The sequence below is a fragment of the Labrenzia sp. THAF35 genome (assembly GCF_009363595.1).
GTDB lineage: Bacteria > Pseudomonadota > Alphaproteobacteria > Rhizobiales > Stappiaceae > Roseibium > Roseibium algicola.
In genome coordinates this window covers 2,715,633-2,732,569 of record NZ_CP045380.1, presented here as the reverse complement: position 1 = coordinate 2,732,569, position 16,937 = coordinate 2,715,633, and the positions used below count along the sequence as shown (strand labels likewise).

General features: G+C 59.7%; 12 protein-coding genes. 1 reads left to right on the top strand and 11 read right to left on the bottom strand.

What is annotated here, in order from left to right; genetic code table 11:
• Nucleotides 1-2: 2 nt before the first annotated feature.
• The 11 genes from FIU93_RS12395 to FIU93_RS12345 all read right to left on the bottom strand — a co-directional run bounded on the left by FIU93_RS12395 (nucleotide 3) and on the right by FIU93_RS12345 (nucleotide 16,058).
• Nucleotides 3-1,532: a DUF6212 domain-containing protein gene (locus tag FIU93_RS12395; protein WP_077291995.1), complete on the bottom strand. Its 1,530-nt coding sequence runs from the start codon at nucleotides 1,530-1,532 to the stop codon at nucleotides 3-5.
• Between the two features lie 234 nt (nucleotides 1,533-1,766).
• Nucleotides 1,767-2,954, bottom strand: coding sequence for a polysaccharide pyruvyl transferase family protein (locus FIU93_RS12390; RefSeq protein WP_031270444.1), 1,188 nt, complete (start codon nucleotides 2,952-2,954; stop codon nucleotides 1,767-1,769).
• Between the two features lie 19 nt (nucleotides 2,955-2,973).
• Nucleotides 2,974-4,311 (bottom strand): glycosyltransferase family 4 protein, encoded by a 1,338-nt coding sequence (locus FIU93_RS12385; RefSeq protein WP_152505729.1) that lies wholly within the window; start codon nucleotides 4,309-4,311, stop codon nucleotides 2,974-2,976.
• Nucleotides 4,308-6,569: a hypothetical protein gene (locus FIU93_RS12380; RefSeq protein WP_152505728.1), complete on the bottom strand. Its 2,262-nt coding sequence runs from the start codon at nucleotides 6,567-6,569 to the stop codon at nucleotides 4,308-4,310. Before FIU93_RS12380 ends, FIU93_RS12385 begins: the two co-directional genes overlap by 4 nt.
• 6 nt (nucleotides 6,570-6,575) lie before the next feature.
• Nucleotides 6,576-7,370, bottom strand: coding sequence for a hypothetical protein (locus tag FIU93_RS12375; RefSeq protein ID WP_145903541.1), 795 nt, complete (start codon nucleotides 7,368-7,370; stop codon nucleotides 6,576-6,578).
• Between the two features lie 10 nt (nucleotides 7,371-7,380).
• Nucleotides 7,381-8,637 carry a glycosyltransferase family 4 protein gene (locus FIU93_RS12370; RefSeq protein WP_152505727.1) on the bottom strand — a complete coding sequence of 419 codons (1,257 nt, stop codon included), beginning with the start codon at nucleotides 8,635-8,637 and terminating at the stop codon, nucleotides 7,381-7,383.
• Nucleotides 8,637-9,476, bottom strand: a complete 840-nt coding sequence (locus tag FIU93_RS12365; RefSeq protein ID WP_023003326.1) for a class I SAM-dependent methyltransferase — start codon at nucleotides 9,474-9,476, stop codon at nucleotides 8,637-8,639. Before FIU93_RS12365 ends, FIU93_RS12370 begins: the two co-directional genes overlap by 1 nt.
• Nucleotides 9,473-11,683, bottom strand: coding sequence for a glycosyltransferase family 2 protein (locus tag FIU93_RS12360; protein WP_152505726.1), 2,211 nt, complete (start codon nucleotides 11,681-11,683; stop codon nucleotides 9,473-9,475). The genes FIU93_RS12365 and FIU93_RS12360 overlap by 4 nt, the downstream gene beginning before the upstream one ends.
• Before the next feature lie 99 nt (nucleotides 11,684-11,782).
• Nucleotides 11,783-12,385 carry a calcium-binding protein gene (locus FIU93_RS12355; RefSeq protein WP_152505725.1) on the bottom strand — a complete coding sequence of 201 codons (603 nt, stop codon included), beginning with the start codon at nucleotides 12,383-12,385 and terminating at the stop codon, nucleotides 11,783-11,785.
• A gap of 533 nt (nucleotides 12,386-12,918) precedes the next feature.
• Nucleotides 12,919-14,313 carry an HlyD family type I secretion periplasmic adaptor subunit gene (locus FIU93_RS12350; protein WP_209010353.1) on the bottom strand — a complete coding sequence of 465 codons (1,395 nt, stop codon included), beginning with the start codon at nucleotides 14,311-14,313 and terminating at the stop codon, nucleotides 12,919-12,921.
• Complete coding sequence (locus tag FIU93_RS12345; protein ID WP_152505724.1) at nucleotides 14,310-16,058, bottom strand: type I secretion system permease/ATPase; 1,749 nt, start codon at nucleotides 16,056-16,058, stop codon at nucleotides 14,310-14,312. Before FIU93_RS12345 ends, FIU93_RS12350 begins: the two co-directional genes overlap by 4 nt.
• Nucleotides 16,059-16,498: 440 nt before the next feature.
• Here FIU93_RS12345 and FIU93_RS12340 point away from each other — a divergent pair, with 440 nt between their 5' ends.
• Nucleotides 16,499-16,933, top strand: a complete 435-nt coding sequence (locus FIU93_RS12340) for a MarR family transcriptional regulator (RefSeq protein ID WP_228148025.1) — start codon at nucleotides 16,499-16,501, stop codon at nucleotides 16,931-16,933.
• Nucleotides 16,934-16,937 lie beyond the last annotated feature (4 nt).

The window sequence follows — 16,937 nt, the reverse complement described above, 5'->3', positions numbered from 1 at the left end:
GCCTACCCGCTCACGACAGCGCGGAAGTTGGCGAATTTCGCCCAGGCAAAATCGTTACCGGTCGCTTCGTTCATCCGGGTGGCAAAATAGACATTCTGCCAGACCCCGATCCGCTCGCCTGCAAAGGCGCTCAGATGTGCCGTCTCGCCGTAGCTGACGGTTTTCCAGCCGGAAAACGCCTCGCCGACCGACTGTTCACGCTCTCCCTTGAAGAGCGCCTTGGCCGCGCCAAGGTCCTTGGCAACCACAATGGCGAAATCGATATCGGCGGCGCGGCTGTTGTCGATGAATGCCTTGGCGGACATGCGGATCACCTGCGGCGGACAAGCTGCCGGAAGTTGTCCGATGGTCATGCCTTCCGCAGGCGGGTGACAGCCGATGGCACGTTCCGTCGGCAACGGCATGATCGCTTCGAAATCGAAGGACACCTCATCGGAATTGGCAAGGCTTGCGTGCTCCAGGATGCCCGGGGCGATCGGCATATCGCGGAAGCCTTCGTCCAGGTTCACCTGTTGCGACTGCGCCGGAATGTAGTTGGCGTGCGGCGGCATGGAAACGCCCGGAATGCCACCCCACACCTGAAGGGCGAGGCTGTTCTTGAGGACCGACAAGCCGTTGGCGGCATCGCGCACATGGAACATTTCGACCGGCTGCAGACCACCGACGGACAGAAGCGGTACCTCGTCCTCGGTCTCTTCAACCTGCATGCGGAACTCCAGCGTTCTGCGCAGGCCCGCAGTCGAGCGCGACAGGCCGAAGATGTTCCAGCCCGTGGACAGATCGCCACTGGAGAAATGCCAGGTATCGACGATCCTCTGGTCCTCCAGCGTCATCAACTGGGCACGCAGCTTGATGTCGGGACGGCTGCCGGTCTGTTCGACATGCACCGCCACTCCGCTGACACCGGAACTGGGCACCGGCAGGATCTGACTGACACCATCGACGGAGGCACTTGCCAGCACATTCGGGTTGAGCGGGTTTTCGGCCGGTTCGTTGCTGAACAGGAGATCCAGCGGCTGCAGACCATGCCGGTTGAGGAACGCTTCAAGTGCGGCAAACCGGTTCTGCAGGTCGTCGTTCAGGCTGCGAAGTGTCTTCAGCTCCTTGCTGGACAGAACCAGGCGCCGCGCACCCGATTTCACATGATCGGCAACCAGCCCGACCATCGAGGAAACAGCCTCCACTTCACCGCCACGACCCCAACCGATAACCGGTGGCAACTGAACCACACCGCGTTGCTGCATCCATTTGTGCAGTTCGTCCTTTGCATCCATTGCAGCCGGATCCACGATCACGGCCAGTGGCAGAAGCGGCGCTTCCGACACCTGGTACCGGCCTGCGCTCTCGTCGGAAAACAGGGCGTAGTCGTCCTCGACACCCTCGAACCAGACCGTCTTGACCGCCTCGAGCAACGGCCCGGGAATGTCCTGCCTTGATACGCCCACGACGATCAAGGTCAGCTCCTTCAGCAGCAGCATCTCACGCGTAGCGTTGTGAACGGGAAACGTGTCTTGTGTAGCCACGACTGTCATGCAAGCCCCCATCTGAACTGTGAAGCGTTCCCCTGCCGGAGATCCGCTTGCTCAACTAATATACATGCACAAGATTTATGTTTGTTTGTGACAATAATGCGGCGCAACATAGAATTATGTAAATATATTTATCTACTTATTGCTTTTCACAAAATATAGATGCATTTCTATCGCAATATTACTCAAATAATACGAATAAAATACTTCAAAATTCGAAATGATATTCTTATCAAGCTACATGAGAGCCACCACCTTCCTCTGCTGCGCCGGCGCACGCTCCCGCATGACATGCGGCACATTGTTTTCGCTCAGGAAGTCACCCATGGCGTAATAGGTGGCCTCATAGGCCCGGTTGAACCGGTCAAAGAGGCCCTGATCCCAATAGTCGCTCAGGCGGAACACCTTCTCGCTGAAGACGTCGAAGCTCGGGATTCGGAACGTCTCCGCAAATTCGCGCGTGCGGCTGTCGTAGGTGAAATAAAGCGCCGGGACGCCGTTGGCCAAAGCCATCAGGTTGCCATGGAGGCGATAGCCGAGCACCAGGTCGCAGGCTTTGACGCAGGCATCATAGTCCGCAACAACGTCGGAATAGAACATGGAGTTGCGGTAGAGGCACTCGATGTCGTCGTCCAGATACCACTCGCCAACCCAGGCATTCTCCCGAAGCGAGGAAATCGCCTGATCTTTTTGCGCAGGCGTTCCAAGTACCAGCTTCTTTTCCTCCAGCTCGCCTTGCGCCATCAGAACGGTATCGAAGCGGGCCGCAACCGACTTGATCAGGTCGCGATGGAACGTGAGATACTGCCGGATATCCCTGGCGTATGCCGGCGACACTTCGCGCCGCACGGTCAGGCCGACTTTCCGGATGCGATCGATCTCGGGCAGCGTGATCCTCAGACCGGGGTCGTTGTGGCGAAATGCCGTCGGGCAACCGATGATCCGCGTGTTGGAAATTCCGATGTCTTCCAGCACCTCGGCGGTGTAGGCACCGCGAACGCCGACAGATGTCGTCGAACCTGCAATCAGGCGCAGGACATTCTTCGTGGCATCCGACAGCACAAGCTTGCCGTCCACCGGCGCCTGGGCACCAATTCCGAAAGCCAGAACCGGAAGCCCGAGCCGGCGCAGCACCTGCTCCGCCATTTCCCAGTCCATCTCGCCGTGAATGTAGTTGGACCCGCGCAACACGACATAGTCGAATTCATCCCGCAACCGGTCGACTTCCGCCGGGTTGAATTCGCGGATCGTCAGGGTTTCGAGCCTGTCGTACTTCAGCAGTTTCAGCGAGGAATCGAAAACGAAGGCATCGCCGATATTGTGATAGTGGTTCAGGTTGCGCTGAATGTCCTGATGGCTGTACCAGCGGACATTGTTGTGATCGTAGACTTCGCCGGACGGTATCATCACCAGAACGCGTGTCATTCCATATTCCTTTGTCTTCTCAGGCGCTTTGCTTGAGGGCACCGGGACGAGACGCGAGGCCGCCATCTAGAACCTCGCGATAAAGGGTCACGTGCTCGCCGGCACTTTCGAGATGCGTTTTGGGTGGCTTGATGCCCGTCCGCAGACGTTGCCACAGACCCGGATCGCGCAAGGCCTCCGCCATGCGGTCTGCCAGGTCTTCCGGGCTTGCCGGCCGGGCATGCAGACCGTCGACCTTGTCGCGAACCTTTTCGGCCATGCCACCAATGCCGCTGCAGATAACCGGTCGCCCATGGAAGAACGCTTCCTGGATGATCACAGGTGAGTTCTCCCACCATACGGACGGCATCATCACCCAGTCCGTTTGCCGGATCAGCGACGGCATATCCTTGTTCTGGTAGCTGCCGGCGAAACGCACGCGTGATCCTGCCGCTTCCAGAAGCTCTGAAATTCGACTGCGAAACGCTTCCGGCTGACGTTCAAGATTGCCGCCATGAATGGTCAGCGTGGCATCTTCCCCCCAGATGCTTTCGGGAACTCGCTGGACTGCATCCAGAAGTACATCCACCCCCTTGTAGGGCGTCATCTGGCCGAAGAACGCAAAACGGTTCCGCCGGCCACCGGCTGCCACGGAACGCTGCGTCGCCTGTTCGCTCACGTTCAGGCCGTTTTCGATAACGGTCATCTTGTCCGCCGGCAGCCCCCAGGCGACATAGCGATCCGCCAGGAAACGGCTGGGCGAGATGTAGCCATCGGCAAGCCCGAGCATGGACTTGATGAACTGCCGCCGGCGCAGGAAACTGGCCGGCGAAATCTCCGGAAAGCAACCGTTGCAGGCAATCGGCGTGGCCGTCTCGCAGAGTTTATGGCCGCCTGCTTTGACCATTTGCCCATGATGATGGCAGATGGACAGGAACTCGTGGAAAGTCACCAGAATGGTGGCGTCCGGCAAGGCGTCGCGCACCGTGTAGAGTGTCTCTAGCCCGAAGCCGATGAAATGATGGAAATGCACCACGTCCGGACGCAGGGTGCGCACAAACCGCCGCAGGTCCCTGTGCAGGTCTCCGGTGTTGCGGTTGGACACCAGGAACGGGTCGTAGTCGTCAGCGTGGAAAAGCAGCTCGTCATCGGCGTCATCGACCCCCATCAGCGCGGACTGGCCGTGCCGCGGATAGCCGTCACCAACCCGCGCCAGGAAGAACGATTGTGTTCCCGGCAGGGCCTTCAGGCCCTGGTGCAGATTGTAGGAAGCCACTTCCGCTCCGCCGAGTGACAGTGTCGGATGGCCGTGAGAAATGACGAGCACGCGCAGCGCCGCGGCCTTGGAAGGTGTTCTTTCCTCGTGAGCAGCCGTCATCGGATATCCTCTGCCAGGTCAGCAAGAAACGGAGACCAGGTTCGCTCGAAACTGCGGCGATCGAGTTCGGAAACCAGTTTTTTCCAGGACCGCTCTCCCGGGCGACCATCCTCGGCGTGGATCATCTCCACCTGAGGCACCCAGAGCGAACCGATGCCCGACAGTTTCAGCCGCAGGGCGGCATCGAGCCCTTTCTCGTCCGTGCCAAGATATTTCCTTGAAAAGCCCCCGGCTTCCGCGAGGGCCGATCTCGGCAGCACACAGCAATCGAACGGTGCCGCGGCAACAGGGCTGACATCCGCGCCATGAAGTGTCCGGCGCGGGTAACCGAGATAATGTTGCTTCAACAGATAGCGGCCGTCTTCCGGCTCGATCCAGGCGCCGCCCCATCTGATGGTTTCGTCTTCATAGAGCAGCGTGGGGGCTGCAATACAGGTAGCATCCTGTGCCTGAAACGCCGCAAGCAGCGGCTCCAGCCAGCCCGAGCCGCGCGGCAACACGCCGGAAGACAGACAAACAACCGTCTCCGCCGGTGAGGCCTCGACGCCCGCCTGAAGCGCATCGAGCGCGTCCTCGACGTGGTCCGCCAGCACCAGGCGGACGGCGAGACCGTAGAAACCGGCAAGTTGCCTGAAGTCTTCAACCTGCTCCAGCGCTTCATCCTGCGAGGCAACCAGGACCACCGGCGCGCGCCGCAACAGCGGATCGAGCGCACACAGCGACAGCAGGACACGTGACTTCTCGAAATTTCCGTCGAGACCGATCACAAGGGCGAAAGCGGCGTTTTCATCCACTGCCCCGAAGTCGATCGTCTCGACGATGACTGGTTCGGGCGCATCATTGGCCTGCAAAACCGGCAGAAGATGGCGCTCCAGAAAGTCAGGACGGAATGCCGTTGCCGGATCCAGCCCGGAAAGAAGTCGCCTTAGCGCGGAACGCGGCGAAGCCCTGCCAAGCGCCAGCGGAGCAAAGGCGGACCTGCCATCTTTCAGCACGACCTCCAGATACGTACCCTCGGTGCCTGACATTTCCTCGGCAGGTACATGAACAAGGAACCCGTGCCGTTGCAGTGCATCCGGCCCGTTCAGAAAGGGTGACAATGTTTCGAAAGCGCTTGTCACGTCGGGCCGCAACTGCGTCGTCCAGCGCGTGTCGAGGCGACAACTCATGCAACCCGAACGCAGGAAGACCGTCTCGACACGGTCTTCCGGATTAAGCAGCCAGCCCGACAACAGGACGCCGGCCCGATCCAGTGAAGCGCTGAAATCGATACCGACACGAACCGGGACGTCGAGCTCGCTAACCGTTTCCCGGCCATCGAACCGCCGGCCCGCCAGCTCCAGCCGGGCCCTGCCGTCACCCGCGGGGGAGAGCTTCGGCAGAAGGGCCCGTATGTGGGAGGGAAGAGCCCGGGCCGGCGGCATCGTCCTGTGTTCATGAACCTCAACCACGCTCCATCCAGCGCGGCCACGGAAGAAAACCTTGCGAAGTTGCGCGGTATCAAGACCGCCCTCAACCTCGAGCAAACCGGCAAAACCATGTGCCTTGCCACCGGTGTCCATGCGCTCGAAAAGACTTCCGGCCAGCTGACCGAGTTTCAATGCGCCGTCGAAAACAAACACCCGGCTGGTTCCCACCGGCATGCCCTTGGCCCACCCCTGGAGGTAGATATCTCCGGCGTCGAAGACACCCAGCACCTCGATGAAACCGTCGCGCCCCGCGACAGCATCGACAAGTCTGGCGGCCGTCTGCATTGCCTGAGGTGTGGTTCCCGCGCCAAGCAATGCCTGGACCAGGCCGTCAACGATGTCCGGCACCGATTGAGGTGACAGCTCACCGACACTGTTGAGGAAGCTCTTGAGATCTTCCGCCTGATGCCTGACGCCATAGGGGTAGGCATGCCCCTGGCTGCGGATCGTCACCCGGTCTGGCCGGGCGGCAGAACCTGGCACCGGAGACAGGATTGCGATGAACGGACGCTTTTTTCCCGAAAGGCCGTTTCCGGCTGGCAGGACCGTCACCGTGCAGGGTACGACCATCTTCGGGTCTTCGTTGAGGATAGCCGGCACCCCGCCGGCAAAGGCTTCCCCCACCCCGGCGATCAACAGCGTTTCGCGGTCGAGGTTGACGTAAAGAACCGAATGACCGTCGAGTGGAACCTGCGCCCCTGCGCTCCCCTGCGCCTTCAGCGCAGGTGTCTGCCGCTCTGCTCTCGCGGGCAGCTTCTTCACGCCTTCCAGGGTGACGACAGGCTCCATCGTTCCTTACCTCCAGAGACCGCCTGCGGCGGCAAACAGCATGCCCCCGACAAACCCGAGAAGGATCGCCAGCAGCAGGATATGAACCTTGAGGTTGTTGCGGCTCTTTTCTCCAAGGACCTTCAACCGGTCATCGAAACCCTTCAGCGTCGTATCGAAACGCAGCAGGAAGACTTCCAGTTCCTTGACCTTCTGGGAGAGGTCTCCCTGGCCGTTTTTCAGAAGGGACATGGCTTCGCCAAGTTCGCCCTCGTTCGATGCCAGCGCATCGATCCGCTGTACCGTCTCGCGCAAGACCGCCGTTGCATCACGCTGGCCAACAGCGCTTTGGCGCTGCGCCACGATCAGCCGGTCGACTTTCTCCATCACCACTGCCAGAGGCATGGCGACGGCAGCTTCCGCGGCGCGTTCTTCTGCGCTCGGGCGCGGCAACTTCAGTTGCGCTTCCCCCTTGGGGGTTTCCGCCACAACAGTCAGTCCGCCAGGTGCTGCGGCAACGGCCTGGGGCAACTCGATGTCGAACGCATAATGGCCGTCGCCGATGCCGTTACGCTTCAAGTCGATGCGCTGGGTTTCGGCAACCTTGCTGAGAACTCGCTCACCGTCGTGGAAGACGTGGATGGTCATGCGGTCGCTCGGGCTCGACGCATCCCAGGCCCAGCCAAGCAGCCGGCCGTTTTCGAATGCATCGACACGCCCCTGAAGCCGCGCGGAAACGGCTTGTTCCCTGGCCTCAGCAACAGCTTGCGGCGGCTTGGCGTCCGATCCGGGTTTTACCTGTTCAAGAGGGGTTACACTCATTTCGTTTTCCTCAGGCAGCAGGTTCACGCGCCGCGGTTTGCCGGTCGGCAAACAGGCGCAGATATTGTTCGGCAACAGCGCTGACGGACGGCGGCTTGCGGATGTTGGCAGCAAGTTTCCGGTACTGCGCGGCATCTCCGGCAGCTGTCGCCATCGCGATTGCCAGGCCGACCGGATCGTTCTTGCGCACATGCAGGCCATCGACGCCGTCCCTGACGGCCTCGGCCATGCCGCCGACACCGCTGGTGATCACCGGCCGTCCGTGCTGCTGTGCTTCTGCAATGACCAGCGGCGCGTTTTCCCACCACAGAGAAGGCACGACGACCCAGTCGACGGGTTCCATGAGACCGGCGACATCATCAGGTTTGTAAGCCCCCAGGCGCTGCACTCTGGGTGCGGTTTCCTCGAACAGCTTTTCGATGCGTTTGACGAATTCCTGGTTCTGGAAGGGAGCACCGCCATGGACCCGCAGCTCGAATTCCATGTCCTTTTCCACCAACAGCTTTGCCGCCTGCAGCAGAACCTCGACACCCTTCCAGGGGGTCAGGTTTCCGAAATAGCCGAACACGGTTTTGGGCGTGTCGTCAGCCGACCGGCTCTTGGCCGGTACCGCGTCCGGCCTGCCATTTCGAATGATCCTGATTTTCTCCGGCGGCAGGCCCCAGCGCACATAGACGTCACGCAGAAACGCGCTTGGAGATACGAACTCGTCGACGGCTTCCAGATGCGTCTTGATGAACCGCTCGCGCAGACGCATGTCGTTCGGCTTTGCTTCGGGCAGGCACTTGCACAGTCCTCCCGACCCAAGCGCGGCACAGGCTTCGTCCGGGCTTTTCATCAGGACGCCGTCGTTGGCGCAGATCGCGTAATAGTCGTGCAGCGTCATAACGATGCGCACGTCGGGCAGCACCCGGCGGATAAGAACCGGCAGTTCGACACCGAACAACAGCAGATGGTGGATATGGACCACATCCGGCCGGAAGCTTTCCAGCAGTGTCCGCATGTCCGGTACAAAGGCTTGCAGATCGATCTGGCTCATGTTGAACCGGTCGAAATGACCAGCCCACATCAGCAACTCGTCACCGCTGTCGCTGATCGCCTGAAAGCTGGTACCCGGATGCGGCTCGCGGTGCAGATGGTTGGTCGCACCCACAAACAGCGACTGGTGCCCGGCCTTGCGATAGGCCCTTGCCAGGTCAAGCGCGACGGTTTCCGTCCCGCCGGGGTGAAGATCCGGATGATTATGCGCGAAGACAAGGATCCGCATCAGGACACCCCCCGCGACGTTTTCACGGCAACGAAAAAGTCCTGGTAATGCGGAGCCCCGTTGCCGCCGCGCCAGTGCCCGAACCGCTTCAGGGCGATTTCGAATCCGGCCGTCTCCAACGCCCTGTCGAGGAAACCATCATCGAAGGCGACCGCTGCGAGCGGCGCTTGCGGGTTGCCGTACCAGGCAGGCCCCTCGCCGTCGCGTCGGAACACGACACGCGGGATCAAGCCTTCCCCGCGGTCCGGCGCAATCACGAAAGCCGACAGAAACAACCTGCCTCCCAGCTCCATGAGGCGCGAGATTTCGCGGAAATAGGGCAGGATCTCTTCCGACGGCAGATGGGTGACCACCGATGTCATGATGGCGAAATCGAACGAGCCGTTGGCGAACGGCAGGGCAATCTCCGTGCCGCGGATATAGCCGTCGGGATTGTAGAGAGCGTTGGCGATATCGAGATGCATGAACCGGAAATTGGGATAGACCGACCCGATGTTGCGCGTGCACCATTGAATGCCCGCCGATGCCGGATCGATACCCACATACCGGGCGGTGTCCGGATCCAGATACTGGGTCAGGGGCACTGCCATCCGGCCAATGCCGCAACCGACATCAAGCACCCGCTCATGCGCGCGCAAGCCCCCAAGGTCGATAAAGTGACCCAGAAACTCCGTGCCGATGGCAAGATAGTCACCATCTCCGACGAAGTTGTCCTCGCTCGGGGGAACCGGCAGGAACCTGTTACGGCCGATGTAACCTTGCAGGTCTGCAATCCGCTCACTGCCGAGTGGGGATGTGACCAGACTGGTGGCATCCTTGATGAGAACCGGCGAATTCATGCACTCAGCCCTTTTTCACGCCGCTCCGCAGCTTCCATCAGGGCAACGATGTCGTCCTGCCAGCGGGACTGGTGGAGCCAGCGATTGTATTGAGAGGCGACACCGCGCGTGTAATCTTCGTTCTTGCGAATGGAAACACGCTCGAAGTGGTAGAGTTCGACGTCGCCCAGATAGTAGATCTTGCGATTCAACTTGCGGAGTTTCAGGCACAGGTCGCTGTCTTCGTAGTCACCGACGATAAAGTCCGTCGTGAACCCTCCCACCGTCTCGAAATCGGCTTTCGACAGAACGAGGCAAGCACCGGTTACCCCCGGCACCTCGCGGGAGGTGCTGGCTTCCGGAAACTGACGCGGGAAACCCTTGTAGTAGTGATGGTTGAACCAGCGGCCCTTGTCGTCCTGGATGAACTTCAACCCGGCATGCTGAATGGCGTTGTCTGCATAGAGCAGCTTGCCGCCTACTGCCGCTACCTGCTCGTCCATCATCAGGCTGGCACACAGCTGTTCGAGCCAGCCGGCCTCGACCGGCACGACATCGGAATTGATCATCGCCAGATAGCGCCCGCGCGCCGCTTTTGCACCTGCATTGCAGGCAAGCGCATAGCCGCCGTTACGTTCCATCACGACGAGCCGAACGGGAAGGCCATAAAGAAGATGGAACCCGGCGAGCAGGTCCTCCACATGGGTTACCTGCTCGGGAGAGTCGAGCACGAAAATCACCTCGGCGTTTTCCGCCAGCCAGCTGTCGGCGGAAAACGCCGCAAGCTGCGCCTTGATGAACTCGAACACCTTGTAAAGCGGGATCACGATCGACACGGTCGGATCGGTTAGCGGTTTGCCGAACAGAACTTCGGACGGTTCACCGACTGATTGCCGGAAACGCGACTGGATATCGGACAAGACATTCGACAGGCAGGTCGCCAGAACCTCATCGCTCGCATGGCGCGGTGTCACGACGGAAAGCGCCTTCGCCCTCGTGTCGGGGATGTCACCCGGCTGCGGTGGCGGCACCAGCAGTTCCCGCTCCCCCGATGCCAACCGGACTTCGAACCGGGGCTGCAGATTGTGTTGAAGCGCCCTGCCGACCGGCGCAAACGCGACAAAGCGCTTTATCGCGTATCCGCCCTGGGTTTCCGGCAGAACGCCATCGAACGTGTGTAGTTCAAGCGCAACCGGACCGGCGTCACCGGCAAGAATATCGAGCCCCTGATAGACACGGGCGGGATCGCGCAGCCAGCCACCGACCAGGACACCGGCTTCGCAGGCGACAGCGGTTTCCACTGCACAGAAGGAGCCGGTCTCTGACAGCGAGCCATGCCGGCGCGCCGGCAAGGGATCGCTCACCTGCAGGTCCCGTATGGCTGCACGCGCCTCATCGGATTTGGCGCCGACGTCCGACACCAGGTAGTCCCGCACTTCCAGCAGCTTGCGCGAATTGGTAGCCCACCATGCACCGACAGTGCGCTTCACGTTGTCGGTAGCCAGTTTCCGGATCGCCAGACCCCAGCTTCCGGACAGCACCAGAAAGCCGTTGGCAGGCGGCTGCGGCATGTCGACGGCACCGAGGAACAATCTGCTCTTGCCGCCGTTGTAGGGCGTGTTGCACGTTCCGCTGTCCAGCCGCAGAACACCCGTATCACCGATCACGACCGCTGTTTTGATGTCGGTGCTGTCGCTGTTGATGAGAGTTTCCAGCAACCGGACGGAACCGATGCTCGCGACAGCATCCACAACCGGCGGCGCATCGTTGACGGAGCGCAGCAGCTCTCTTGCAAAATTGACGAAACTGCGGGAGCGCCCCAGCCGGAACATGCCGGACCAGGCGCTCAGGAAAGTCGTGACGAAAACGGCGCAGGCGGCCTGACTGAGGCCATTGGTAATGGCGAAGGCATCGGCGGCAGGACCAGGCTTTGCGGCGTCGACAGAAAGCGTCGCCTCGGACCCGACCGCGCCGGCGCTCAACTTCAGACTGAGCCTGGTTTTTTCCTTCAGCGAAACAGCCCATACGACACGCGACCGGCCATCAAGCCGGTTCAGCCGGACACTCGCAATGGAGCCGAAGGACTGACCGCCCTGCTCCACAAGCCGGGGCGCAGCATTTACCTGATGCGCCGGATCCCAGACAAGAAGAAGAACCTCCGGCGTAAGTTGGAAGTAATGCGGGGACTCAAAGTCCGCCTCGGCGTATTTGCCCAGGGTCTCGAGCATCTTTGTCCATCACTGTTCTAAGGCCTGAGTTGCGGACGGCCACAGGCCAAAGGCCGGTACCCGGGCACACGGACGACCGCGTGCCCGGGTGCGGGATCATCAGGAAACGACGATGTAGCCGTCAGGATTGTCCTGAAGATCGTCGGCATCGACGTTGTTGAGCGTGACGGTATCGCCGTTGCCGAGATCGATGACCGTGTTGTTGCCGACCTGGGTCGCCCGTGCGGCGACATCGGCAGCAGAGGAAACGTCGGTATCGTTGATGTTGCTAGAGATCTGCACCAGATCGCCGACCTGGAAATCCATGACGATGTCGTTGCCGCCACCGCCGGAGAACACGAAGACATCGTGGTCGCCGCCACCGAACATCAGATCGTTGCCGGCACCGCCGTCAATGATGTCGGTTCCTTCGCCACCGAAAATGATGTCGCCGCCGGCACCGCCTTCGATGTAGTCGGAGCCCGCTCCGCCGAAGATGGTATCGCTGCCTTCACCACCAAGAATGACGTCTTCGCCACCTTGCCCGAAAATCTTGTCGGCACCCTCTCCGCCGACGATCAGATCTCCACCTCGGCCGCCGAAGAGGAAGTCGTCCCCTTCATTGCCGAGCAGAACATCCGATGAGCCCAATCCGAATATGAAATCCTGAGCATTGGTACCTTGCAGGAAATCCTGAAAAGCACTGCCTTCAATCGTGGCCATGTAGCTAACTCCTGAAGTTCGCCTCGTTACATTTGACGCCCCGCGAACCGCGGCACACCGCACTGCACAAACCCCGTATTTTTGCAGCGCGAGAAGTACAATACACAATTACTAATCTCTTCAAAGGGACGAATAGTGAAAAAAATAAGGCAATATTTTGAAGGAGATAAACTAATTCTACTTTTCATTTAATAGTATATCGAAAATACAATTCCTTTACATGTATTTTATTTCGAAATTCAAAACAAAATCAATGAAACCACATGATCCCCCATAGATTGAAATCCAATTTCTGCGATTTTTCAGATGCTTGAAACCGCCCGCACTTCATGCCGAAACAGCACTCAACCGCCTCGCCGGGAAAATGAACGACATGGTAGTTTTGCAACGCACTAATCGCGTTAAAGGTGTAATTTTCGCACTGCACTAGGAAAAGACCCCGACGCTCGGAATGGACCGGGACCCCGAAAAAGCAACGGGCGGTCAACGCCGCCCGTCGTTAAAAAAATTTATTGGAGCACAAAAAAAGCGCCTCAGTCTTCCCGGAAAGCTCGATCAAGGCTTTGCGTGATCGGCTCGAGCAGATAGTCCATTGCCTTGCGAGCACGCCGGATAATCAGGACTTCCGCCGGCATGCCCGGGTAAAGCGTCAAGGCGGGCTTGCCGTCCAGCTCTTCGGAACGAACCTGTGCGCGCACGATGTAGAAGGCCGCTTGCGTCTGGGGATCGACGGTCTGGTCGGCAGCGACATAGGTCACCTCCCCTCCCAGCGGGCTGGTGTTCTGCCGGTCATAGGCAGTCAGCCTGATGCGTGCCTCCGAGCCGACGCGAACGGTATCGATGTCGTTCAGGTTCATCCGAACCTCGACAAGCATCTTCTCGTCTCGCGGAACGATATCCATGATCGCCTTGCCAGGCTCGACCACCCCTCCCGGTGTCCGCATCTCGATGCTGGAGACAATACCGGCCTGAGGGGAATGGACCACCAGCCGGTCGAGGACATCCTGCGACGAGATGATCTGTTCGTTGGTGAGGTTCAGCTCAAGCTGAGCCTCGAGGATCTTTCCGGCAATGTCGCTTTGCCATTCCTGTTCGGCCTGCAACAGGGCAACTTCCGCACCCTGGCGCGCCTTTTCCGCACGCGCCTTCTGGGCCTCCAGCTCACCGCCGTCGCCAATCATCTCGCTCAGTTCCAGCTGAACTTCGCTAAGCATGGCTTTTGACGTGAAACCTTTCTTCTCCAGGCCGCTGAGGGCGTCGACACGCTCCTCAAGCAGCTTTCGCCGGTGCCCGGTGGCTTCGATCTGGGCCTGATTGGCCTCGATCTGCGCCACATACTGCTCCATCTCCTTCTGCTGAAAGGCGATCTTGCCCTCGTAGACCTGACGGCGTTTTTCGAACACCCCCTGTTCGGCCGCCACCACTTCGGCGATCAGGGGCTCGCTGCTGTTCTTGAGCTCTTCCGGAAATACGATTTCTTCCGACAGGTCCCGCTCGGCCCTGAGACGGGCCAGTCTCGCCAGCAAACTGGTCCGTTTGCCATGGAGCTGCGCCAACTCGGCACGTGCGCGTGTGTCGTCCAGCTCCACCAACGGCTGGCCGGCATCCACGAAATCCCCTTCCTGCACGAGCAACCGGCGCAGGATCCCGCCTTCCAGATGACTGATGGTCTTGCGCTTGCTGTCGACAATCACCTTGCCGGTGGCAACCGCCGCACTATCGAGATCGGCGGTAAATCCCCAAAGCAGAAATCCACCAAAGCCGATCGAAACGGCCAGAGCTGCCGCCAGAAGCGGTTTGCGCAAGCTTGGCGGGCGCGCATCGTCCGCCTTGAGGGCGGCCATCCAATAGGCCTGGCCTGCTCCGGTCGCCGCCTCGGACGAAGGCATGGAAACCGGCGGCTTTGCCTGCTCGGAACGCTCGCTCATGCCACTTCTCCACTCGTCGGCAGGGCACGGGGTGCGGCAGGTGCCGGCAGGCGCCTGGAAATACTGCTGACGACATCCGTCCGGTCACCGAACTGGCCGATCCGGCCATCTTCCAGCACCAGGATCTTGTCGGCCGCCTCCATGATCGCCGGTCTGTGCGCGATGACGATGACGATGGCTTTATCCTCCTTTGCCTGCGAAATAGCACGCAGCAGAGCAACCTCCCCTTCCGTATCCAGGTTGGCATTGGGTTCGTCGAGCACGAGCAGGCGCGGCCGTCCGAACAGCGCACGCGCAAGGGCGACACGCTGCTTTTGTCCGCCAGACAGGGTGTAACGGTTGTCACCGACGGGCGTGTCGTAGCCGAGTGGCATCCGGCCGATCATCTCGTGAACGCCGGCGGCACGTGCCGCATCGATCACCATCTGAGGATCGGCATCATACATGCGCGAGATGTTGTCCCGAACCGTTCCATCCAGAAGAGACACCGACTGCGGCAGATACCCGACCATCGCGCCAAAGGACGCCCGCTCCCAGAGATAGGCGTTGTGTCCATCAAGAAAGACGCCGCCCGTCGTGGGCTGAAGAACACCTACAAGCAGACGGGCCAGGGTCGACTTTCCGGCTGCCGACGGGCCGACAATGCCAAGAACGTCACCGGGTTCGAGCGTGAACGAAATGCCCTTGATAACAGGCACCGGTGCGTTGGGCGGCGCGTAGACCAGCTTGTCGATCTTGAGCGATCCCTGGCTGGGCGGGGTCGGCACGGTCTGGCGAAGCGAAGAGTGGTTCTCCAGAACCTCGCGCACCCGGCCCCAGGCGGTTGATGCGAACACCCACTGGCGCCAGTTTTCCGTGAGATTGTCGAAAGGGGTCAGCAGGCGCCCCATCAGGATACTTGCGGCGATCATCGTGCCGGCAGTCACCTCTCCCTTGATGACGAGATCCGCGCCAAGCGCCAGAACCGCGATCTGCATGCCAAACCGGAGGCTTCGCGTCAGCGCGTGGATTGCCTTGCCGCGCCGGCTTCCCATTGCCATCAGTTCCGTGGCATGGAGCTGCCCCTTGCGCCAACGGCGCGTCAGGGCAGGCATCAACCCCATTGCCTCGATCGTCTCTGCGTGGCGAAGCGTGGAGGCGATCGTCGCGACATTCTGCAAGTTGGCGGTGTTCGCTTCCTTCAACAGCGAGCGTGTCGTCATGTCGGACAGGAGGTTGAGCCCGATCAGCGTAATCGCTGAAACAACAGCCAGCAGCCCGTAAAGCGGATGCAGGGCAAACAGCACAATCAGGAACAGCGGCACCCACATGGCTTCCAGCGGTGCGCTGATGGCGTTGCTGGTTATGAAGGTGCGGAGATCGTTCAGGTCCCGCAGCACTTCGGAGGCCATACCGCCCCCCTTCTCCAGCGAGGATTTCACCCCCGCCTCGATTGCCGTCAGGTTGAGACGCCGAACCAGTTCGCTCCCCATCACCTGGAAAATCTGGCTGCGGATAAATTCCAGAATCGCAAAAAGCATCAGCCCGCCACAGGCGATGATCAGCAACATTGTCAGGGTATCGAGGCTCTGACTGTTCAGAACCCGGTCATGAACCTGCAGCATGAACAGCGGAACGATCATCTGCAGCAGCGTGATGAACCCACTCAGAAGCGCTGCTGCGGCGAGACCGGTTGCAAAGGTGACTCGAGCCTCTCTTATGAGACGGAACGGATCGATTGCGTCCGGTGTTGTCTTTTCAACCATTCAAGATTCTCCGAAACCTCAACCGATAGGTGTGTTCGCACGTGCGAAAAAAAGAGCGATTGCCCAGAAAACGACACATCTTTTCCATAGGAATGACGAAAGCATATAGACTAACTTGGGGTATCTAGTGCCTTTAATTATGGCAATCGATTGGCAAAGAGAAGAAATGCAAAAACAAAACTAATAAATGCATCAATGTGCATAGACAGGGAGCAGAATAGCGATGAAATTATTTCGAATTTAGTTCGAATGTAGGTGGGAGTTTGGGGCAAATGCACAAAGTCTTAGAAGACGCAACAAGGGACATGAATGGGCACGTTTCGCGGACTGAACCTATGGTTGAAGAATCCATCAATCATTCAGCATACGGGGAAAGGGAAAGGATCGCGGCTCCGGCGTCGCAAGCGAACCATTTCGAACTCGTAAGAGTCATCGAACGAATGTATCGGCGCTACCTTGACCGCCTCCGCGTCGATCTGATCCGAATAGGCGCGGACGACATCTCTCCCGCCCATGCCATGTTGCTTTTCACCATCGGTGACGACGACCTGTCCGTGCGGGATCTGATGGACCGCGGTCACTATCTCGGATCGAATGCGTCCTACAGCCTCAAGCAACTTGTCCAGTCCGGCTACGTCGATCGAACGGCTTCGGCACGGGACCGGCGCTCAGCCCGTATCCGTCTGACCGACAAGGGAAAGATGCTTTGCAGAGCCGTGAAGGCAGCCGACGAGGTCAATCAGGACCAGATCGTGCGATCCGAACAGGACCTGAAGGCTCTCGAGGAAACATTCGCACTGCTGCGCAAGCTTGAAGTCCTTTGGGCCACGGACCTTCAACAATCCCCCTTGCGTCTGGACGGCACCCGTTTCTGATCGA

Excerpts from the sequence above, each read along its gene's own strand:
- FIU93_RS12395 (WP_077291995.1), bottom strand. The coding sequence starts at position 1,532 with ATGACAGTCGTGGCTACACAAGACACGTTTCCCGTTCACAACGCTACG.
- FIU93_RS12390 (WP_031270444.1), bottom strand. The coding sequence starts at position 2,954 with ATGACACGCGTTCTGGTGATGATACCGTCCGGCGAAGTCTACGATCAC.
- FIU93_RS12385 (WP_152505729.1), bottom strand. The coding sequence starts at position 4,311 with ATGACGGCTGCTCACGAGGAAAGAACACCTTCCAAGGCCGCGGCGCTG.
- FIU93_RS12380 (WP_152505728.1), bottom strand. The coding sequence starts at position 6,569 with ATGGAGCCTGTCGTCACCCTGGAAGGCGTGAAGAAGCTGCCCGCGAGA.
- FIU93_RS12375 (WP_145903541.1), bottom strand. The coding sequence starts at position 7,370 with ATGAGTGTAACCCCTCTTGAACAGGTAAAACCCGGATCGGACGCCAAG.
- FIU93_RS12370 (WP_152505727.1), bottom strand. The coding sequence starts at position 8,637 with ATGCGGATCCTTGTCTTCGCGCATAATCATCCGGATCTTCACCCCGGC.
- FIU93_RS12365 (WP_023003326.1), bottom strand. The coding sequence starts at position 9,476 with ATGAATTCGCCGGTTCTCATCAAGGATGCCACCAGTCTGGTCACATCC.
- FIU93_RS12360 (WP_152505726.1), bottom strand. The coding sequence starts at position 11,683 with ATGCTCGAGACCCTGGGCAAATACGCCGAGGCGGACTTTGAGTCCCCG.
- FIU93_RS12355 (WP_152505725.1), bottom strand. The coding sequence starts at position 12,385 with ATGGCCACGATTGAAGGCAGTGCTTTTCAGGATTTCCTGCAAGGTACC.
- FIU93_RS12350 (WP_209010353.1), bottom strand. The coding sequence starts at position 14,313 with ATGAGCGAGCGTTCCGAGCAGGCAAAGCCGCCGGTTTCCATGCCTTCG.
- FIU93_RS12345 (WP_152505724.1), bottom strand. The coding sequence starts at position 16,058 with ATGGTTGAAAAGACAACACCGGACGCAATCGATCCGTTCCGTCTCATA.
- FIU93_RS12340 (WP_228148025.1), top strand. The coding sequence starts at position 16,499 with ATGTATCGGCGCTACCTTGACCGCCTCCGCGTCGATCTGATCCGAATA.